The following is a 21841-nucleotide window of genomic DNA, read 5'->3' as shown; positions in this document are numbered from 1 at the left end:
ATCTCGTGCTTGTTATCATATACGCACGGTTTTTATTTTAGATGCAAAAAAGGCTCCAGAAGGAGCCTTTTTTGTCAGATTGTAAAATCAATTACAATTAGAGAAGTAATACTTAGCTAATAAATCACTCAGCATCTACTTCTTTCATGCTTAGACGCATACGACCCTGACGGTCAATTTCAAGTAGCTTAACGCGTACTTCATCGCCTTCTTTTAGGTGATCGCTTACTTTTTCAACACGGTCATTACTGATCTGTGAAATGTGAACAAGACCATCTTTACCCGGTAGGATTGTTACAAAAGCACCAAATTCCATGATTTTTGCAACTTTACCGTTGTAGATAGTGCCCACTTCAGCTTCAGCAGTAATATCTTCGATAATTTTCTTCGCAGCGTTAGCAGCAGCGCCGTCAACAGCAGAGATTTTGATCGCGCCGGTATCATCGATATCAACCTGTGCGCCAGTTTGCTCTGTAATGCCGCGAATAGTCTCGCCGCCTTTACCGATAACTTCACGAATCTTATCAGGGTTAATTTTCATTGTTACGTAACGTGGAGCAAAGTCAGAAATATCGTCACGAGACTTATCGATAACTTTGTTCATCTCATCAAGGATATGTAAACGTGCAGTTTGAGCTTGCTCAAGTGCGATTTCCATAATCTCTTTAGTGATGCCGTCAATCTTGATGTCCATTTGAAGTGCGTTGATACCGTCTTTAGTACCCGCTACTTTAAAGTCCATATCACCTAAGTGATCTTCGTCGCCCAGGATGTCTGTTAGTACAGCAAATTTCTCGCCTTCTTTAACAAGACCCATTGCGATACCAGCAACTGGAGCTTTAATTGGAACACCAGCGTCCATCAAAGACAGTGACGTACCACAAACAGAAGCCATTGAGCTTGAACCGTTTGATTCTGTAATTTCAGAAACGACGCGAATAGTGTATGGGAAAGATTCCTGATCAGGCATAACCGCTAGAACACCGCGCTTAGCTAAACGACCGTGACCAATCTCACGACGACCCGGGCTACCAGTACGACCAGTCTCACCTACAGAGTAAGGAGGGAAGTTGTAGTGAAGCATGAATGCATCTTTGTAAGAACCTTGTAATGCATCAACGATTTGAGCGTCACGTGTTGTACCCAATGTAGTTACTACTAATGCCTGAGTCTCACCACGTGTGAATAACGCAGAACCGTGAGTACGTGGTAAAACACCTACACGTGATTCGATACCACGAACAGTTGAGCTATCACGTCCATCGATACGTGGCTCACCAGCGATGATGCGGCTACGTACTATGCTTTTCTCAAGATCTTTGAATGCATTGCCAATGTCGCTATCACTCGGTGCGTCTTCTTCACCTGTTGCTAGCGTTTCCATTAATTTAGCTTTAGCTGCTGCAACTTTGTCCTGACGATCCATCTTATCAGCGGTTGAAAAAGCATCTTTAAGGTCTGCTTCACAGATATCTGCAACAGATTTAGCCAGTGCAGTATCTTTTTCTGCAGCTGTCCATTCCCATGTTTCGTTACCAACTTCAGCAGCAAACTCTTTGATTGCAGCAATAGCTGGTTGCATTTGCTCGTGTCCGTATACAACAGCACCTAACATAACTTCTTCTGAAAGCTCTTTCGCTTCAGATTCAACCATAAGTACAGCATGCTCAGTACCTGCAACCATAAGGTCTAGGTCTGATTCTTCCAGTTGAGCAACACTAGGGTTCAAGATGTATTCGCCATCTTTATAACCAATTTGTGCAGCACCAATCGGGCCAGCAAATGGGATGCCTGAAGCCGCAAGTGCAGCAGATGTACCTAGCATTGCAGGAACGTCAGGTAGGATCTCTGGGTTTAAAGATACAACAGTGATGATAACCTGAACTTCGTTCATGTATCCGTTAGGGAATAATGGGCGAATAGGACGGTCAATCAAACGTGCTAATAATGTTTCGCCTTCACTTGGGCGTCCTTCACGACGGAAGAAACCACCTGGTATTTTACCGGCAGCGTATGTTTTTTCTTGATAGTTAACCGTTAGTGGGAAGAAGTCCTGTCCAGGCTTTGCTTCTTTTCTTCCAACTACTGATACAAATACTACCGTTCCACCCATATCTACTTTTACAGCAGCGTGAGCTTGGCGAGCGATTTCGCCCATTTCTAATTCAACAGTATGTTCACCGTATGGGAAAGTTGTAGTTACAACATCAAACATGTTTTTTGTTCCTTTTATATAATCTTGTGTGTTCTTGCGTTTTAAATATTTGTTGAGACTTTAGTATCGATTAGTATCACGAAGGATGTTTATAAAAATTAATGCCTCAAAGTAGGGGGGTGGGTATTAACTTTTGTAAACAGCCTTAAGTCATGATACAGAAATAAAAACACCGCACGGATGCGGTGTTTAAAGTATTCTAAATCTAGCGACGAATACCGAGACGTTTAATAAGGTCTTGATAACGAGCTGAATCTTTTCGATTTAAATAATCAAGCAAGCTACGACGAGAGTTAACCATTCTCAATAGACCACGACGTGAGTGATGATCATGCTTGTGAATTTTAAAGTGCTCCGTAAGATGCTTGATATTCGCTGTTAAAAGCGCAACCTGCACCTCCGAAGACCCGGTGTCAGTGTCTGACAAGCGATATTCAGCAACGATTTTCGCTTTAGTTTCTGCGTTCAGAGACATAGTTCCTAAGTTCCAGATAAGTACCTACAAAGTATATTTTATGAATATATCAGGGTAGATTGGGTTGAAAAAAGTAGTCAAAATCCTATTAGCTCAGTGAAACAAGCCTCAATTGTATATTGACTACCCTAAAAACGGCGCATTGTAACACGCGCTAAGCACCAAAGTAAGCCTTTTAATTTCTTACTTCTGCTTAATTCTTTGTGTAAAAAAGGGCTATAAGTAGGGGGGTGACTTAAAGGGCTTATTTACGCTGTTTTAGACTGATTAATTAGTCTATTGTTTTGACTACTACTTGGCTACTTAACTACTTAAAACTACTCAGATAAAGGTTCGTGTGTGTTCATCATTCTGCGAGGAGCTATTTGAATCTCGTCATTATCATTTTTTGACTGTCTGCCAATGCCGATGAATGTGTTGTTCTGGTTATAGAGTCTAATCATGTCGGAATCAGGTGTATCTGCTTTTTTTACCTTAATGCCATTGCGCAGTAGTTTGGTTTCTTCTTCGCTAAGGTTTAAGCTAGGTAATTCCTGAAGAGCCGTGTCGATGGGTAATAGAGCTTCTTCGAGTTTCCCTGTTTCTGCGAGTTGTTCTATATCTTCAATGGTATAAAGCTTGTCACAATTAAAGGGTGATACATGAGTTCTTCGAAGCATGCTTAAATGCGCGCCAAAACCAAGCGCTTCGCCAATATCTTGTGCCAGTGTGCGGATATAGGTGCCTTTGCTGCATCTTACATCCAGAGTGATGGAATCTTCAGTTTTATCGATTAACACGAGTTCGTGAATGGTTACATCACGTGGTTTGCGTTTGATGTCAATTCCTTGTCGTGCCAATTTATATAATGGCTGACCGTTATGCTTTAACGCAGAATACATTGGTGGAACTTGTTCGATTGCGCCTCGGAAGGTTGCTAGAACCGCTTCTACATCTTGTTCATTAAAGCCAGTGACTTCGCGTTCTTGTAAAACGTCGCCTTCTTTATCACCAGTGGTTGTGGTGACTCCCAGTTGAGCGGTACAGCGATAGCTTTTATCTGCATCTAAAAGATAGGGGGTGACTTTGCTGGCCTGGCCAAAACATACCGGTAATACGCCAGTCGCTAAAGGATCGAGGCTTCCTGTGTGTCCGGCTTTTTTAGCCTGAAAAAGATAACGTACTTTTTGCAGTGCGTTGTTAGAGCTTCTACCAAGAGGTTTGTCGAGTAGCAGAATGCCATCGACGTCATTACCTTTGCGTCTAGCCAAGGTTAGTCTTCTTTATCTGATGATTTTTTGTCAGATGACTTTTGATCAGATGAAACGGCTTTGTCTATCAAAACAGAGAGGTCGTTTGCCTTCTGTTCCGTATCATCATAGATGAACGTCAGGGAAGGGGTGTTACGCAGTTTAATCGCGTGACCTAATTCTCTGCGAAGAAAACCTGCAGCATTGTTTAATCCCTTTTCGCAAGCTTCGTGTTCTTCTTGATTCAATGCATCAAAATAAACTTTGGCTTTAGAAAGGTCTTTGGTGATTTCAACATCAAGAATGCTCACCATGCTAACGCGTGGATCTTTGATCTCATTGCGAATTAGCATGGAAAGCTCTCGTTTGATTTGCTCACCAATACGGTCGGTGCGTGAATAATCGTAAGGCATATCGGTTTCTCTAGCGACTTAGCTAGACTCTAGTTTCCTTTCAATTTCAGTACGTGTAAATACTTCGATTTGATCGCCCGGCTGAACGTCATCGTAGTTTTTAACGCCGATACCACATTCAGTACCCATCGCAACTTCTTTCACATCATCTTGATGGCGACGAAGTGACTCGAGGTAACCTTCATAGATAACCACGTCTTTACGTAATACGCGAATCGGTAGGTCTTTCTTGATCTTGCCTTCGATAACCAAACAACCAGCGATATTACCAAAGCCAGAACCTGTAAATACGTCCTTAACTTCTGCAATACCAACAAGCTCTTCTCGTAGTTCAGGCTTAAGTAGTCCACTCATTGCATCACGAACATCATCAATTAGTTCGTAGATGATGCTGTAGTAACGAATTTCAGTGTCAGACTCTTGTGCGAATCTTCTTGCAGATGCATCGGCACGTACATTAAAGCCGATAATAACGGCTTCTGAAGATTGCGCCAGGCTGATGTCAGTTTCACTCAATCCACCCACACCTGAAGAGATGATATTTACTACAACTTCATCGGTAGATAGGGCATTTAAAGAGCTCTTGATTGCTTCCAGAGAGCCTTGAACGTCTGCTTTAAGTAATACATTAAGCGTACTCTTCTCGCCATCCTGCATTTTCTCGAACATCGCGTCCAGTTTAGCCGCTTGTTGAGCAGCAAAACGTGTTTCACGTTCTTTCTCGTGACGTTTCGTTGCAAGCTCACGTGCTTTACGCTCATTCTTTAGTACAACTAAATCATCGCCTGCAGATGGTGTTCCTGATAAACCAAGAATTTCAATCGGAGTTGATGGGCCAGCTTCTGTAATAGGCTTGCCAAGGTCATCTGTCATTGCACGAACACGTCCAAATTCAGAACCCGCTAGTACTACATCGCCTTTCTTAAGTGTGCCTTCCTGTACCAGAACAGTTGCAACAGCACCACGTCCTTTTACCACGCTAGACTCAATAATAGTGCCTTTAGCTGGGCCGTCTTTACGTGCTTTAAGTTCTCTTACTTCGGCCACTAAAAGAATAGATTCTAAAAGACCATCGATGCCTTCACCTGTTTTAGCAGATACATTAGCAAATACGTCTTCTCCACCCCATTCTTCAGCAACAACTTCAAACTTTGCAAGTTCGCTTTTAACTCTTTCTGGGTCTGCTGACTCTTTGTCTATCTTGTTGATAGCAACAATTAATGGTACTCCCGCTTCGCGAGTGTGTTTAATCGCTTCTTCAGTCTGAGGCATAACGCCATCGTCAGCTGCAACAACCAAAATAACAATATCAGTCGCTTTCGCACCACGTGCACGCATTTGTGTAAACGCCGCGTGACCCGGTGTATCTAAGAAAGAGATAACGCCATTCGCTGTTGCTACTTGATAAGCACCAATATGCTGGGTAATTCCACCTGCTTCGCCTGATGCAACGCGACTTTCACGAATATAATCAAGTAACGATGTTTTACCATGGTCAACGTGTCCCATAATTGTAACAACAGGAGCGCGTGAGAATGTTTCATACTGGCTAGTATCTTCAAGCAAGTTTTCAGTCGATGATTTCTCTTCTTCTGAGGTTGCTGCTTTAGCTTCATGACCCATTTCTTCAACAATCAGTATCGCGGTGTCCTGATCAACCACTTGATTGATAGTAGCCATTACGCCCATATCCATCATCGCTCTTATAACGTCACCACCTTTAACAGATAACATTTGAGCAAGTTCAGATACAACGATAGTTTCTGGGATTTCTATGCTACGCACTACAGGTTCTGTTGGTGCAACGAATCCATGCTCTGTTGATTGCTCAATTTTTACACTTCTGGTGCGTTTGCCTTTCTTCTTGCGACGACCGCTTAGACCCTCTTTAACATGTAGCTGTCCACCTGGTGTTCCACCACGACCCTGGAACGGCTTCTTCTTACCTTTATTTGCGTTAGCAGTAGGTGAAGGAGCGGGTGCAGGAGCAGCCGCAGGTTTTGCTGGTGTAGGCTTAGGAACTGGCTTCGGACGAGAAGGGCGCTTCTTAAATTTCGCCGCAGCTTCATCTCTTGCGCGTTTCGCAAGGAATTCACGTCTTTCTCTTGGATCTGTTGGAAGTTCAAGTTTCTTCTTAACAGGAGCAACTTCTGCAGGAGCTTCTTCAGTCTTTTCAGCAACGGGTGTTTCCGCTGGTGCCGTTTCTTCTGTAGCAGTAGGTGTACTCTCTTCTGCTACAGTCTCGGTTGTTACTTCAGGTTCAACGGCAGTCTCAGTAACTTCTTCCTGAGGTGCTTCTGCTGTAGTTTCCGCAGTTTCTTTCGCTGTGTCGCGCTCTATTTTTTCTTCCGCTTTGCGTTCGCTGGTCGCCTGACGTTCTGCTTTAGACTTGTCTATTGCGTCTTCGCGAGCTTTTCTCTCGTTAGAAAGCTGTTCAGCCAGATCATTAGTGCGATTCGCGGATGCATTTAAATCATCGATATCAGCGCTAGAGGTTTCGCTTTCATTGCTTGTCTCAGTTGCTGATCGACTAAAGTTTTTCTTGCGTCTTACCTCTACAGAGACGTTAGTCTTACCTTGAGCACCAGATACGTTGATCTCGCTGCTAGAACGTCTTTTAAGTGATATTTTTCCACCCGCTTTCTTAGGTGCAGCTTCAGTTGTAGTCGCTTGACCTGTGCGAATAAATTCAAGTAGCTTTAACTTTTGCGCATCCGTAATGCTGTCTTCAGCGCCTGAAACACTGATTCCTGCGTCGTTAAGTTGTCGTAATAAACTTTCGACTGGAGCGCCAATGAGTTCGGCGAGTTGTTTTACTATTATGTCTGACATTTATTAACCCTCTATTTGGTTTACACATTTGAAGCAGATTCATCAGATTTGTCTGACTTTTCTTCCGCTTCAGCTTCGGCAAACCATGGTGCACGTGCGGTCATGATTAACTTAGCAGCTTGCTCTTCATCTATACCTTCAATTTCAACTAACTCGTCAGTTGCTTGTTCCGCAAGGTCTTCCATCGTACAGATGCCTTTGCTGGCGAGTAGTTGCGCGAGTGCATTATTCATGCCTTTCATTTCTAGAAGATCCTGAGCAGGTTTTCCACCTTCTCCTGTTATCGCTAGCGCGAGTAGGGCGTTACGTGCTCTACTTCTTAGCTCTTCGATAATTTCTTCATCAAATTCTTCAATCTTCAAGAATTCTTCCATCGGCACATAAGCAACTTCATCAAGACTTGAGAAGCCTTCATCAACAAGTATGCTAGCCACTTCTTCATCTACATCAAGTTTTTCTGCAAACAGAGAAACCATGATGCTTTGTTCGCTTTTACTTTTACTTTCGGCTTCTTCTTCACTCATAACATTGAGTGTCCAGCCTGTTAGTTTACTTGCCAGACGTACGTTTTGTCCGCCTTTACCAATGGCTTGAGCAAGCATTTCTTCGTCAACACCGATATCCATGCTTTTCTTGTCTTCGTCGATAACAATCGATAAAACTTCAGCTGGCTGCATAGCGTTGATTACGAAACGTGCAATATCATCATCCCAAGGGATAATGTCTACACGCTCATTGTTCATTTCATTCGTTACAGTCTGTATTCTAGACCCTCTCATACCAACACAAGCACCTACTGGGTCAAGATTTGGTACATTAGCTCTAACTGCAATCTTCGAACGAGATCCCGGATCACGAGCAGCACCCATGATATCGATTAGCTCCTGGCCAATCTCCGGGACTTCTAATTTTACAAGCTCAACCAGGAAGTCATCATCAATACGACTAACGATCAGCTTTGGTCCACCGCGTCCTTCTTCGTCAATTTCCTGAAGAATGCCGCGCATACGATCGCCCATTCGAGCCATCTCACGAGGAATCATCATTTCACGAGGGATAATAGCTTCACTATTTTCACCAAGGTCTAATACGATGCCGCGTCTATCAACACGCTTAACTGTACCAAGTACCAATTTTCCAACGCTTTCCTGGAATGCATCAGCAACTTTTTGGCGTTCTGCGTGACGAACTTTCTGCATGATCACTTGCTTAGCGATTTGTGCAGTTATGCGTCCAAATTCAATTGATTCAACTGGCTCTTCAAGGAATTCGCCAATTTCTAAGCCAAGCTTTCTATCATCTGCGTAGCTTTTTAATATGTGTCTTTCTGGTGATTCGAATTCTGGATCTTCATCATCCATAATCTGCCAGCGACGGAAGGTATCGTAATCACCTGTTTCGCGATCAATATCTACACGGAAATCTTGTTCTGCTCCATACTTCTTGCGCGTGGCAGTTGCGATTGCAATTTCTACCGCCTCAAAAATATCTTCTGCTTCTAGATTTTTTTCGTTTGATACAGCATCAACAACGTATAGTATTTCTTTGCTCATAGTTTCTTTTTCAACCTTTAGTCCAGAACCAATCTGGCTCTATCAATGGATTCAAACGGAATTTCAAATTCTGTATTGTCTACTTTGATTGTTACAAAGTCCTCATTAGCGCTGACTAATGAGCCTTTAAAATTTCTTCTATCTTCAATTGGTGTTCTGGTTCTGATTTTTAAAGAATCACCAATATAGTCTTGGTACTGATCAGCAGTAAACAAAACTCTATCCATGCCCGGAGAAGATATCTCCAAAATATAAGCTACTGGAATAATATTCTCAACATCAAGTACAGCACCAAGTTGTCTGCTGACAGTTGCGCAATCATCTACGCTAATGCCGCCTTCTTTTTCAATAAATACTCGAAGAAGTGCGCTTTCACTGTGAGGGCGATATTCGTATCCCCAAAGTATGAAGTCTAGTCCTTCAACTGTATTTTTGACTAAATTGTTTAATGCAGTTTGCACAATGCTTCCTTATGTTTCCCTTGTCGGCGCGAGCTTACTTGGTTCGGTTTTCTTGAGTTTTCTAGTAGTGTAAATAATAAAAAAGCCCCGTTAAAACGGGGCTTTTTTATTATGAAAATAACGTCGAAATAGTTACTTTCCTGAATTTGGTAGCGGGGGCAGGATTCGAACCTACGACCTTCGGGTTATGAGCCCGACGAGCTGCCAGACTGCTCCACCCCGCATCAGAGGAGGGAAATTATAGGGATACTTATTTGTAATATCAAGCAATAATTTTAAGAAACTCTTATTTAATTTAATCTAATTCAGAAACCGTTGATAGATCGGTTGTCAGGCGTCATTTTTAGTAAAAAATAAATCTAAATTACAAATTCTGAGCAATTAATTCTTCGAGTTTATCTTCGCTTAAATAACCAGAAAAAACATGCAGGATTTTTTGCTCTGGACTAATCAGAATACTATAGGGTAGTGCACCATCAGGGTTGCCATAACTACTGACAACGTTATAGGCGTCTTCTGTGCCATAGGTGATGGGATAATTAACCCCAATTTCTTTGGCGTAAGATAAAACATCTTCTTTATCTTCTATGGCAACACCTAAAAAAGTAAAAGGTTTGTCCTTATACTTTTCCTGCGTCTTGATAAATCCCGGCATTTCCGCACGACAGGGCGGACACCATGACGCCCAGAAGTTAAGCAGCACTAATTGACCTTTGTAATCAGCCAGACTTACCGGACCGCTTTCGCTGGTTAATGTAAAAGCAGGTGCGTTTTTACCGACCATGTCTTTCGCTAACGCAGGTGGGTTATGTCCTAATGTCTTTTCAATCAGGAATACAATGGATGAATCATCACCAAATATCTTTTTATGCACATCATTTTTGACGGCATAGGCACTGGCAAAACCTAGGAATAAAAATATTGCGACGATAATGGGTAGTTTTTTCATACTTGCTCTTTGAATGGGGGATTTATTTAACTGTCTTTAAAAATTCTTGTACATGATTATTAAAAGGATCAGCCTTCATCTCTCCAACAATTCTGAATGGTAGGTTTTCTTTACTGTTTTTATCGAAGAATAAAATACCCGGAGGTCCGAATAGTCCGAATTTCTTCAACAATGCTTTATCTAAGTCATCATTCGGTGTGACATCGGCTTGCAGCAATACGGTTTCTTTTAATGAATTAATCACGTTTAAATCGGTAAATGTGCCGTGCTCCATTTCTTTACAAGAAATACACCAGTCAGCATAGAAGTCCAGCATCACTGTTTGCCCTTGCTGTTTTGCTAGCGCTAATGCTTGGTCAAGACCTTCTACGCCTTTAATTTGTCTAAAGACGAGCTTTTGTTCAACCGCTGCAACGGATGAGCCACCACTTGCAAAGCTGCCTTTTAAAGGATGGATTAAACTACCATTGCCGCTCGCTGCGCCAATTAATAGCATTGCGCCATAGAGCAGTGTGACCAAACCAGACGCTTTAAAGAAACGTTTCCAGCCGGTACTCGTCTCATTCAGTGCATCGAGGCCACCCATGTAAATACCGGTGAAGATCGCTAGAATGCCAGAAAGCAATACAATCGCAGTCATCGGAAGAATACGCTCAAGCATCCAGATAGCGAGAGCTAGCATCATAATGCCGAAGCCAGCTTTTACCTTATCCATCCAGGCGCCAGCTCTAGGTAAAATCTTACCTGCTGAAGTACCAATAATCAGAAGGGGTACACCCATGCCGAGGCCGAGTGCAAATAATGACAAACCACCCAGCACCACATCTTTAGTTTGTGCGATATAAATTAAAGCGCCTATAAGTGGGGCGGTGACACAAGGGCCAACAATCAAGGCAGATAACAAGCCCATAATGCCAGCATTCAACATACTGCCACCGGATTGGCTATTACTGATATTGGTTAATTTGCTCTGAATACTCGCAGGCATTTGTAATTCGTAGAAGCCAAACATGGCGAGCGATAGCAAAACAAACAAACCTGCGAATGCACCAATCACCCAGGGGTTTTGTAAGGCAACCTGAAGATTTTCCCCACTCAATGCCGCAATTACGCCGACAATGGCATAGGTTGAAGCCATTGCTAATACATAAGAAAGCGATAAGAAGAAAGATTTACGCGTGCTGTTATCGCTACCTTGTCCAGCAATAATGCCAGATAGAATAGGGATCATCGGGAATACGCACGGAGTAAACGTCAGTGCCAGACCCGCAAGGAAGAAGGTAAACAAAACCACCAGAAAACTATCAGTCAGTAGTTTATTGACAAATCCATCCTGTGCAGAAACTTTGGTTGTCGCTGCAACTGCATTTGTTGCTTCAACAGTATTTGCAGTAGCTGTCGAATTGTTATCGCCTGCATTAGACTTGGCCGATGTATCTGTAGAGGCAATAGCCGCAGGCGCATTCGTAAGGCTTACCTTTTGCGTTTTATGTTGAGGCGGGTAACAAATGCCAGTCAACTTAGAACAGCCTTGGTAGCTCGACTTTACGGTTATTTCATCCGTTTCGCCTGTAAAAGGTAGTTTTACATCGATTGGTTTATTGTAGATAACGATATCGCCGAAATACTGATCGTGCTCTTCCTTTCCTTTAGGGAGCGATACTTTTTGTAAGCTCACCCCAAACGCAGGATCAATAATTTCAAACTTGAATTTATGCTGATAAAGGTAATGGCCTTCCAGGATATCCCAGCGGGCATTGAGTGTTTGTTTGTCGACAGCAGTCAGATCAAAACCAAACGCCTCATCGGGATGGAGTGGTTCATTGGGCGCATCAAGTCCGGTAATGCCTAACTCATCAGCAAGGCTTAAACCTGCTGCGGGTGCTTTGTCAGAAAGAGGAATAGGTGCAATAGAAGAAGAGGCCGTCGGCGTAAAAACATCATTCGCAGGCGCGGTTAATGAAAGTGCGCCAGGTTTTTTGGCTGCGGCAATGGGGTCCATTGCAGGTGCAGGTAACGTGGCAAGTTTCAGCGTTAGTGTTTTCTTTTGCGGTGGGTAACACACCCCTATATCTGCACAACCTTGAGACTTGGTTTTTAACGACAGTTCCGTAGCCGATGAGACAGAAGCATCTCGAATCAACGGAATTTGCACAGCGATTTTGTTGCGATACGTTTCTACTTTGCCAAAACCCGGGTCGTCTTTAATCTTACCCTTAGGGAATGTGGCTTCGCCTAGTGTGATGCCCGGTGTTTCACTTTCGAAGGAGAAACGCTTGCGGTACATATAATAACCATCAGCGATATTCCAGGTAGCGGTTAAACTCTCTGGTGAACTGCTCGATAATGAAGGGCTGAAGGCTTCATCTGGCGGTAATAAATCGTCAGGGTTTGCTGCAAATGTATTCAATGATACAAACAGCAAAATAAGTGATGTTAGTGACTTTAGGGAAAATGCACTATGTAAAAGTTTCTTTAACATAAAAGCGTTATCTTATTTATTTAAGACTCTTTCGAAGGCGTTACGCGCTCTCGTAAAATCTAATTTATTGTTTAAAAGGGTCAATAACCGTTATCTCAACTTTATCTGCGTCGTTTATGTATAACGTTTAAAAAGTCCGGTTCTCTAGCAGTAGCTGTCTCAAATCGTTTGCAAATCAACAGTACGTGCAATACGTACAGGCAAAAATCACAGCTTAATACGTTTTATAACAGAGTCATGGATGCAAGAAAAGTATGCGAACTAGTAACACCACTTAAGGAAAACCTGCATTATAACGCCAATCATAATCATCAATAAAATCAAAAAGCCCAACGTTACTAATAATTAATGTAAGTAAGCTCATAATAACGTAAGTAAGCTGTATGCAAGTTAAATAGAAAACAAGCTAAAAAAAACGGCTCAAAGTAGGGGGGTGGCTTTTCTAGGCTTACCAAAAGCCAGAAAAGTCCATCGTAGATTCCGTAAGGAATCGTCGATGTACAATGATCAAATTCAAGGCTGACTAATTTGGAGTTCGATGGTTTATCAGTTTAACGCTTACCAAAAGCCAGAAATGACAAGTCAAATAATTGAGTTACTCGTTTTAACAACAAAACGATAAGCTCACTAAAGTCCATCGTAGATTCCGTAAGGAATCGTCGATGTACAATGATCAAATTCAAGGCCGACTAATTTTGGAGTTCGATGGTTTATCAGTTTAACGCTTACCAAAAGCCAGAAATGACAAGTCAAATAATTGAGTTACTCGTTTTAAAAAACAAAACGGTAAGCTCACTAAAGTCCATCGTAGATTCCGTAAGGAATCGTCGCTAAAAAACGATTAGAAAATCATATATCAAAGAATAATCAATAAATCGTCCAGAGTGCCCTTATCTCCAATGTAATCCTGAACCCATTTGGGTTTTTTGCCACGGCCACTCCAGGTTTTATTGAAATCATCCGGGTTTCTGTATTTTGCTTTCACAAATCCTATCTGGGTTTTGTTTTTATTATTCACGATTTCATCCAGACTAAAGCCGGCCTCAGCCGCCATCGCTTCCATTTGTTCCTTTAATGCAAGCTTTTCAGCCTTTCTCGCCTTGTTAATATATTTGGGTAATTCGCCATGAAGAAAAATCAGTTCTTCAAGATTTAACTCACTCAAATCAATGGTTTTCATAACTTATGTCCAAACGCTCTTAAAAGGCCCGAAAAGGTTAAAATGATATTACTATTGAAGTAACACCTTTTATAACTATATTGAAACAAATGTATTAATTAAAATTACCCTTCAATATTGTGGAGTATATCTATGCGTTCGACCGCCATCTTTGCCGTTCTATTTTTGATCATCCCCATCACAGAGATCTACTTTCTAATAAAAGTCGGCGAAGTTATCGGCGCACTACCAACCATCATACTGGTGGTATTAACCGCTGTAATTGGTGCAGGGCTGCTGCGCCAACAGGGTTTATCCACACTAGCACGATTTCAGCAGAACATGTCTCAAGGTAAAATTCCTGCACAGGAAATGGTCGAAGGCATCATCCTCGCGGTTGGTGGTGCACTCTTAATGACACCGGGTTTTGTCACTGACACCATTGGTTTCTTATGTTTGTTGCCATTTAGTCGTCAATATATTGCGAGTAATATAATCAAACGATCAGCAATGAAAGTAACCGGGGGTATGGGTGGATTCGGTGCAGGCTTCAATGGGCAAGCTGGTTCCCCGTTCAACTCAGATGGCGCTGATGCCGATATCGTAGAAGGTGAATACACCGTCGTAAAAGACGGAGAAGTCCACCAGGAAACCATAGTAATCAGCAATAAAAATAAGTCAGATAGCGATCTTTGAGCAATTAAATAAAAAATTCACTTGAAATACTAAAATCTGACCCTATCATTAGCAGTCCCTGATCGAGAGTGCTAATCCACTCTTGATGAGCCAAATTAAACATTACATAAATTTAATTAAAATTTACATTATAAGGAGTTACACATGGCGATTCGTCCTCTACACGACCGAGTTCTAGTACGTCCGACTGAAGAAGAAAAAGTGTCAGCTGGTGGAATTATCATTCCAGATAGCGCAAGCGGAGAAAAACCAAACACAGGCGAAATCATTGCAGCAGGCAACGGCAGAATCACAGATTCTGGTGACGTACGCGCAATGGACGTAAAAATAGGCGACAAAGTCCTATTCGGCCAATACTCAGGTCAAGCTGTGAAAGTTGAAGGTGAAGACTTACTAATGATGAAAGAAGAAGACATTTTAGCAGTAGTAGAGTAATCACTCACAACGCTAAAAACTTTCATTGATTAAAAAACAAATTTAGAGGTAAATAAAAATGGCTAAAGAAGTACGATTTGGAGATGACGCACGTTCACGTATGGTTGAAGGTGTAAACGTTCTAGCTAACGCAGTAAAAGTAACGCTAGGTCCTAAAGGCCGTAACGTAGTATTAGATAAATCATTTGGTGCTCCAACGATCACTAAAGATGGTGTATCAGTAGCAAAAGAAATCGAATTAGAAGACAAATTCGAAAACATGGGCGCACAGATGGTGAAAGAAGTATCTTCACAAACATCTGACATCGCTGGTGACGGAACAACTACAGCAACAGTATTGGCACAAGCAATCGTTCGCGAAGGCATGAAGTCAGTAGCTGCAGGCATGAACCCAATGGACCTTAAGCGTGGTATCGACCAGGCAACTAAGGCAGCAGTAGCAAAGCTACAAGAAATGTCAAAACCATGTGCAGACAACGATGCAATCGCACAGGTTGGAACAATCTCTGCAAACTCTGATGAAAACATCGGTGGCATCATCGCTGAGTCAATGGACAAAGTTGGCAAAGAAGGCGTAATCACAGTAGAAGAAGGCACAGCACTAGAAAACGAACTAGACGTTGTAGAAGGTATGCAGTTCGATCGCGGTTACCTATCTCCTTACTTCGTGACAAACCAGCAAAACATGTCTGCTGAGTTAGAAGAGCCATTAGTTCTTCTACATGACAAGAAAATCACAAACATCCGTGACTTACTTCCTACACTAGAAGGCGCTGCAAAAGCAGGTCGTCCACTACTTATCGTAGCAGAAGACATCGAAGGCGAAGCATTAGCAACATTAGTTGTAAACAATATGCGCGGCATCGTAAAAGTAACAGCTGTTAAAGCACCTGGTTTCGGCGATCGTCGTAAAGCAATGCTAGAAGACCTTGCAATCCTAACCGGCGGCAAAGTAATCTCAGAAGAAGTTGGCCTATCACTAGAAGGCATCACAGTTGAAGATCTAGGTTCTGCTAAGCGTATCGTAGTAGACAAAGAAAACACAACAATCGTAGACGGATCAGGAACAGGCGAAGACATCAAAGCGCGTGTTGACCAAATCCGCGCACAGATGGAAACAACAACATCAGACTACGATCGTGAGAAACTTCAAGAGCGTGTAGCTAAACTAGCTGGCGGCGTTGCAGTAATCAAAGTTGGCGCAGCAACAGAAGTTGAAATGAAAGAAAAGAAAGCTCGCGTAGAAGATGCACTTCACGCAACACGCGCAGCAGTAGAAGAAGGTGTGGTACCAGGTGGCGGAGTTGCATTAGTTCGCGCACTTCAAGACATCTCTGACCTTTCAGGCGACAACCACGACCAAGACATGGGTATCAAAATCCTACTTCGTGCAATGGAAGAGCCACTACGTCAAATCTGTCAAAACGCAGGTGACGAGTCTTCAGTAGTACTTAACGCAGTAAAGAACGGCGCAGGAAGCTTCGGCTACAATGCACGTACTAGCGAGTACGGCGACATGATCGAAATGGGTATCCTGGATCCAACTAAAGTAACTCGTACAGCGCTACAAAACGCAGCATCTGTATCTGGCCTAATCATCACTACCGAAGCAATGGTAGCGGATAAGCCAGAAGAAGGCGGAGCTGGCGGCGGTATGCCGGATATGGGTGGAATGGGTGGAATGGGCGGCATGATGTAAATTTCAATAGTCTTTTTGCTCAATCTCTGCGTTGGGCATTTGACTACAAACCCTCACGTACTCAAGTACGCTTCGGTCTTGTAGTCAAATCCCCGCCTTGATCTTGAGCAAAAATCCTGCTTGAAATATCTGTCGGATACATTTTAGTATCTACCTAAAAAGGGACGCAATTTGTGTCCCTTTTTTTTAGTCTTTTTTAGTTTATTAACCAATAATAGGTTTATTGACAGACCTATATTTAGGTGTTAATATATAACCATAATAATAAGATGAGTTTTGTTGTTTGTTCAAAGACAGCAAAAATGAGGGGAGAGTAGCAAGGAGATAATAATGATTACTTTATTTGGAAAAATGCTTCGTAAGTTAAGAATTGATAAAGATGTAGTTTTAGGTGAAATGGCTCAAAGTATAGGTTTTTCTAGTGCTTATCTTTCTTCCGTTGAAAATGGAAAAAAGAAAATCACTGATGATTTGATTTATAAGGTAACTGAGTACTTTTCTCTTAGTAACGAAAAGATTGAAGAGCTAAAGCAGGCTGCATTAGATTCACCTGTCTCAGTCAAGATAGATCTCAGTAATTCTGTTGATGATGAGAGAGCTTTAGTCGGTGCTTTTGCAAGGAAAATAGGTGATTTATCAGAGGATGATAAGTCTGATTTTTGGGAAATATTGAATCGATAAGGAAGTTGAATCGATAAGGAAGTTATATGGCTAATAAAGGCTTTAAAGTAAAACCTAGAACTACTAAGAATATAAGAGCTATATCTCAAGGTTTCAAGGATGTACTAAAAATAAAAAAGAGTTACTTTCCTATTGTTAAGGTAGTTGAACTTTTACATCAGAAAGGGATTATTGAGTTGGAAATAGTGGCAGTTGAGGAAATGGCTAATGAGTATGGACTTTCTTACCCTAAAAAAGGCTTAATAAAAATAAGGGAAGATGTATATGATAAAGCAGTGAAAGGTGATGGTTTCGGTCGTTTTACCATTGCTCATGAAATGGGACATTTTATGCTGCATAGAAAAGAAACTGCATATGCTAGAAGCTCAACACGGGATCATAAAACTTTTGAAGATTCTGAGTGGCAGGCTAATAAGTTTGCTCAAGAGTTATTGATAGACATCAGGGAAATAAGTTCAGAGATATCTATGTATGAAATAGAACAAAAGTTTGGGGTCTCAGGAGCTTCTTCGAAAATAGCACGAGACGCATTAGGAAGAGAGGGACTTATAAAAATGCCCCTTCATAAAAGGGGCATTTATAGGAAGTAAAGAGAATAGGAAAGTGAAAAGGTAAACAGAACGTACCAAAATCCACCATTCCAAACATATTACTTTCTTAGTTGGCGCTTTAAAGTATATAGCATGTACGGTTGGTTTGTCTAATTCGTTCTACGAGAAGAGGACTTTGCAATGAAAATTTGTAGATTTCCCAGGGCTGTACATGTTTCTTCGTATCTAAGGTTTCGATTAGGTAGATGGGAACGAGTGTGTGAACACTGCAGAACATATCCTGGTCAGCTAAGCTTATTTCGATAAGTAGAAATAAAGGAGTCTATTGTTAGGCTCCTTTATTTTGATCAAAAAAGTTATGTTTGTTTACATTATTTCACGTGAATAATTGATGTCAAAACGCGGTAACCAGGGCTAGGTCGGATAAGGAACGTCATCCCACATTTCTTTCCAATTGAACATGCTCATGTCGGATGGCACTACGTTTATCCGAGCTACAGGTCATTTTTGAATTAAAACTCCATTTAATAAAAAAGTGCCCATAAGTAGGGGGGTGACTTTTACCTAACTAAGTTATCTGTCAAAACGATCAGATATCGCCTGAATCCCCAACGCGCTAACCCGCATACGTAGGTTAGATAAGCTTGCGCCATCTAACGCATGATTATTGGCACTTGGTTAACCTCTAATGCTCTTAATACTTAACTCTCGAAACCCAGATGACGCTATCGCTTATCTAGGCTACATATTTAACTAGAAAAAGTGCCCCAAAGTAGGGGGGTGTAGTGGTTTATACTTTCTTTAGCGTTTTAGCGCCTAGAACGACTCGTGTGCCGTTGAGGTTTCCTTCGATGCTTCGATTGGTATCTGTTAATGCGATATTCTTTACGACCATTCCTCGTTTCGCGGTGAAATTAGCGCCAGTGATAAAAACATCTTTGATCATAATGGCGGAGTCGCCTAGGGCAAATGCCACTCCATTGCTGTCTAGGGTCGGTCCATCGACTGCTCTAAGACCAGCCATTGCCCATTTCTTTACATCATCTTCGATATAGAGCATTTCTAATAAATCATTTGGCCAGCCTTCATCTCTAAGGCGGTCTAGCATGCGCCAACTCATCGCTTGAATCGCGGGTATTTCAGACCACATAGTGTCATTCAAACAACGCCAGTGATTTGGCTGCATTTTTTCAGGGTGTTCGATTTGATCTAAACAGGTTGAGCAAACTAACAGAGATTTATCCAGGCTCTTTAACGTAATTGGTGGGATGTCATAAGTAGCTAACTCTTCATCAGAGCCACAGAATTCGCATTTGGAATGGGCACGTTTTAGTAAAAGAGGGTCAATTGACATGTTTAACTCGTAGATCACAGAAAAAATGATTCTAGAATATTTTACATATTTCTTCAGTAATCGAGATGATAATAATTGCTTACTCGATTAAAAAGTGTGTACAAGCGCATTAGGTCAGATAAGGAACGCGATTCGACAACACGAATAAAATTAATAGTAAAAAAAACGCCCCAAAGTAGGGGGGTGACCTATAAGAAGTTATTTTCAGGTGGCGAGAAGACTCAGCACGTTGCTTCAACTTCTTTTGTATCTAGACCATTTCAAGTGGCACTTATGTAAAGATTTTGTAAAGATTAAAAGTATTCAATCTGAACCGCTTATACTAAGCATACAATTGGGTCATAGATGTTTTATGAAGTCTATGAAGCTTTATAGGGTATTGAATACAGCGAATTTACAGGGAAATATAAATGTTAAGAAAAATAAATAAACGACTGATATTAATAATGATTTTAAAAATAAGTTTTATCAGTGCTAATGCCTTGGCGGCTCAAACAGAAAATGTAGTTGAGATTAAATCTGAAGATAAAATAAGAATTGATATTGTCTCTGATGTTGTGTGCCCTTGGTGTGCGGTTGGCTATAAGAGACTTAGCCAGGCTATTGATGAGTTAGAAGTTCAGGATAAAGTCGATATTCATTGGCATCCGTTTCAGCTTAACCCTGATATGCCGCAAGAAGGAATTAATGCAGATCAATATTTAATGAACAAATATAGACTCTCTCCCGAAAAGCTAAAACAAACAAGAAAATCGGTTGCAAAAACAGGTAAAGATTCTGGTTTTACATTTAATTACTACGATGAAATGAAAAAACCTAATACGTTTCATGCTCATGTTTTACTTGATTATGCGAAAGCCTTTAATAAGCAAACGGAACTGAAAGTAAGACTGCAGGAATCCTATTTTAGCGAGAAAAAAAATATTGGTAATAGGGAAGTTTTATCTTCAATTCTGAAAGAAGTGGGATTAGATGCAGAAGAAGGAATAGCAAGGCTTGATGATGCTGAAGCAATAAAGCGTGTTAAAAATGATGAAAAATATTGGAAAGATTTAGGCGTTCACAGTATTCCAACGATGGTTTTTGATAAGCGGGTAGCTCGTCGAGGAGCTAATCCGGTTGAAGCTTATAAAGCCTTGTTGGTAGCCTTACTCAATGAGAAGAAGTAGAAAAGTAAGTCTCCTTAACGCGTTAACCCGCATACGTAGGTTAGATAAGCTTGCGCCATCTAACGCATGATTATTGACACTTAATTAAACCTTTACTATTGATTATAAACTCTCGAAACCCAGATGACGCTATCGCTTATCTAGGCTACAACTACCAATATTAGAAAAATGATAATAAACAACAAAAACCACCCTAGCCGAACGCAGTCGACTAATTCATCGGGAATGAATTAGAACAGTGAGTTAAACGGAACTGCCTCAAATGAGGTCAAGTACATGGATTTACTTGATAGACAACGTTGGAGTTCTGCGACGACGGCCCGAAGGGTGTGGTTTTCATTATTATTGAGTGAAAAACCACATAAAAGTAGGGGGGTGTGAATTTGATCTAAATTATTCTGGTTGCACCCGATACTCGAATGGAAGATCCAATCTGTTCTGTAAACTCGGCGTGAATTAAGGAACGAGCGCCCATATCTTCACCTTGGATAATATTAATTTCGCCCTTGTTTTCAATATAGTTTGGCCACTCTAAATCTCGTAAGTAACCTGCAAACGCTGCGGTTGCTGCACCTGTGGCGGGATCTTCAAAGACACCACCTGATGCAAATGGATTTCGTGTATGAAATATTTGAGGTGTTTCTGCATACGCAAACATTACCGTCACTAAACCTGCTTTGTTCATAAAGCTTCGTCCAGCATCCAAATCATAATCCATTGCACTTAACGCTTCTCTGGAATTTAATCCGATAATTAAATGGTTTGCCCCGCCATTGGCAAATGCCGGTGGTATCTTTGAATCAAGGTCTTCTTGGGTGTAACCAAATAATGCTAAAGCTTCATTTATCATTGCTGGATCAGCGGGTTCAGAACGTGTATTTGGCGATTGCAATGCGGCTGAATAAGTGTCTACAACGGAATTAGTGTCACCGTCCGCGAACCCTTCGACAGTGATATTGGTTTCATTGAGTTGTAGCGGATATACACCTGCGCCATGTTGCATTGCTAATGCCGCACCGAGTGCGATGGTTGCATGTCCACAAAAGGGTACTTCAGATTCAGGTGAAAAATAACGAACTCGCCAGCCTTCAGAACTATCTTTTGATAGTGGTTTGGCGAAAACAGTTTCGGAGTAACCCACTTCAGCTGCAATTTTTTGCATTTCCGCAGTTGAAGGGTGTTCATCACTGATATGGACACCAGCTGGGTTGCCTCCGATATCACCATCTGAAAATGCTGCAATTCTGATTAAACTCATACTAAGACTCGTTTGATTAATTTATTTCTACGAACCTTATTATTATATTACGAGTTTAGCTAATCACTATATCCAAGATCCACTATCAGATATTCAGATATAAGATGGAAATAAGTAGGTTAGTGTTAACATAAATAGAAAAAGTGCCTAAAAGTAGGGGAGTGACCTATTAATCATCTATTAGCCTGATTTGGATAGTAAGACTATCAACCAATGAATGATTCAATTCT

The 21841-nt window shown here is 41.4% G+C and carries 18 protein-coding genes and 1 tRNA gene; 6 read left to right on the top strand and 13 right to left on the bottom strand.

Annotated elements, in window-relative coordinates; translation table 11 throughout:
- Positions 1-124 precede the first annotated feature (124 nt).
- The 11 genes from pnp to EV695_RS11600 form a co-directional block, all read right to left on the bottom strand.
- Complete coding sequence (gene pnp / locus EV695_RS11650; RefSeq protein ID WP_131906085.1) at positions 125-2215, bottom strand: polyribonucleotide nucleotidyltransferase; 2091 nt, start codon at positions 2213-2215, stop codon at positions 125-127.
- A 205-nt stretch (positions 2216-2420) separates the two neighbouring features.
- Positions 2421-2690 (bottom strand): 30S ribosomal protein S15, encoded by a 270-nt coding sequence (rpsO, locus tag EV695_RS11645; RefSeq protein WP_131906084.1) that lies wholly within the window; start codon positions 2688-2690, stop codon positions 2421-2423.
- A 317-nt stretch (positions 2691-3007) separates the two neighbouring features.
- Positions 3008-3940 (bottom strand): tRNA pseudouridine(55) synthase TruB, encoded by a 933-nt coding sequence (gene truB / locus EV695_RS11640; RefSeq protein WP_131906083.1) that lies wholly within the window; start codon positions 3938-3940, stop codon positions 3008-3010.
- A gap of 2 nt (positions 3941-3942) precedes the next feature.
- Positions 3943-4332: a 30S ribosome-binding factor RbfA gene (gene rbfA / locus EV695_RS11635; RefSeq protein ID WP_131906082.1), complete on the bottom strand. Its 390-nt coding sequence runs from the start codon at positions 4330-4332 to the stop codon at positions 3943-3945.
- Positions 4333-4350: 18 nt separating this feature from the next.
- Positions 4351-7164, bottom strand: coding sequence for a translation initiation factor IF-2 (infB, locus tag EV695_RS11630; protein ID WP_131906081.1), 2814 nt, complete (start codon positions 7162-7164; stop codon positions 4351-4353).
- 20 nt (positions 7165-7184) lie between these two features.
- On the bottom strand, positions 7185-8717 hold the full coding sequence (gene nusA / locus EV695_RS11625) for a transcription termination factor NusA (RefSeq protein ID WP_131906080.1): 1533 nt from the start codon (positions 8715-8717) through the stop codon (positions 7185-7187).
- 17 nt (positions 8718-8734) lie between these two features.
- On the bottom strand, positions 8735-9178 hold the full coding sequence (gene rimP, locus EV695_RS11620; protein WP_131906079.1) for a ribosome maturation factor RimP: 444 nt from the start codon (positions 9176-9178) through the stop codon (positions 8735-8737).
- 147 nt (positions 9179-9325) lie between these two features.
- A tRNA-Met gene (locus EV695_RS11615) sits at positions 9326-9402 on the bottom strand.
- A gap of 140 nt (positions 9403-9542) precedes the next feature.
- The gene (locus EV695_RS11610) at positions 9543-10127 is read right to left on the bottom strand and encodes a TlpA family protein disulfide reductase (RefSeq protein ID WP_131906078.1); all 585 of its coding nucleotides are present in this window, start codon (positions 10125-10127) and stop codon (positions 9543-9545) included.
- A gap of 22 nt (positions 10128-10149) precedes the next feature.
- Positions 10150-12609 carry a protein-disulfide reductase DsbD gene (locus EV695_RS11605; protein WP_131906077.1) on the bottom strand — a complete coding sequence of 820 codons (2460 nt, stop codon included), beginning with the start codon at positions 12607-12609 and terminating at the stop codon, positions 10150-10152.
- Between the two features lie 856 nt (positions 12610-13465).
- Positions 13466-13789: an H-NS histone family protein gene (locus EV695_RS11600; RefSeq protein WP_131906076.1), complete on the bottom strand. Its 324-nt coding sequence runs from the start codon at positions 13787-13789 to the stop codon at positions 13466-13468.
- Between the two features lie 132 nt (positions 13790-13921).
- Here EV695_RS11600 and EV695_RS11595 point away from each other — a divergent pair, with 132 nt between their 5' ends.
- From EV695_RS11595 to EV695_RS11575, 5 genes are all read left to right on the top strand, one after another.
- Positions 13922-14464 (top strand): FxsA family protein, encoded by a 543-nt coding sequence (locus EV695_RS11595; RefSeq protein ID WP_131906075.1) that lies wholly within the window; start codon positions 13922-13924, stop codon positions 14462-14464.
- 144 nt (positions 14465-14608) lie between these two features.
- On the top strand, positions 14609-14899 hold the full coding sequence (locus EV695_RS11590) for a co-chaperone GroES (protein WP_131906074.1): 291 nt from the start codon (positions 14609-14611) through the stop codon (positions 14897-14899).
- Positions 14900-14957: 58 nt separating this feature from the next.
- Entirely contained in the window at positions 14958-16598 is a 1641-nt protein-coding gene (gene groL / locus EV695_RS11585; protein ID WP_131906073.1) for a chaperonin GroEL, read from the top strand.
- A 330-nt stretch (positions 16599-16928) separates the two neighbouring features.
- Positions 16929-17279, top strand: a complete 351-nt coding sequence (locus EV695_RS11580; protein WP_131906072.1) for a helix-turn-helix domain-containing protein — start codon at positions 16929-16931, stop codon at positions 17277-17279.
- 26 nt (positions 17280-17305) lie between these two features.
- Positions 17306-17869: an ImmA/IrrE family metallo-endopeptidase gene (locus EV695_RS11575; protein ID WP_131906071.1), complete on the top strand. Its 564-nt coding sequence runs from the start codon at positions 17306-17308 to the stop codon at positions 17867-17869.
- A 751-nt stretch (positions 17870-18620) separates the two neighbouring features.
- On the opposite strand, the gene EV695_RS11570 is transcribed toward EV695_RS11575, so the two are convergent.
- Positions 18621-19184: a PhnA domain-containing protein gene (locus EV695_RS11570; RefSeq protein ID WP_131906070.1), complete on the bottom strand. Its 564-nt coding sequence runs from the start codon at positions 19182-19184 to the stop codon at positions 18621-18623.
- Between the two features lie 410 nt (positions 19185-19594).
- On the opposite strand from EV695_RS11570, the gene EV695_RS11565 reads away from it, so the two are divergent.
- The gene (locus tag EV695_RS11565) at positions 19595-20353 is read left to right on the top strand and encodes a DsbA family oxidoreductase (RefSeq protein ID WP_207907055.1); all 759 of its coding nucleotides are present in this window, start codon (positions 19595-19597) and stop codon (positions 20351-20353) included.
- A 388-nt stretch (positions 20354-20741) separates the two neighbouring features.
- On the opposite strand, the gene EV695_RS11560 is transcribed toward EV695_RS11565, so the two are convergent.
- Positions 20742-21611 carry a PhzF family phenazine biosynthesis protein gene (locus EV695_RS11560; protein WP_131906069.1) on the bottom strand — a complete coding sequence of 290 codons (870 nt, stop codon included), beginning with the start codon at positions 21609-21611 and terminating at the stop codon, positions 20742-20744.
- Positions 21612-21841: the final 230 nt, after the last annotated feature.

Source organism: Cocleimonas flava, from assembly GCF_004339015.1.
GTDB classification, from domain to species: Bacteria; Pseudomonadota; Gammaproteobacteria; order Thiotrichales; family Thiotrichaceae; genus Cocleimonas; species Cocleimonas flava.
The sequence above is the reverse complement of the archived record's forward strand: the minus strand, read 5'-3'. Positions and strand labels throughout refer to the sequence as shown.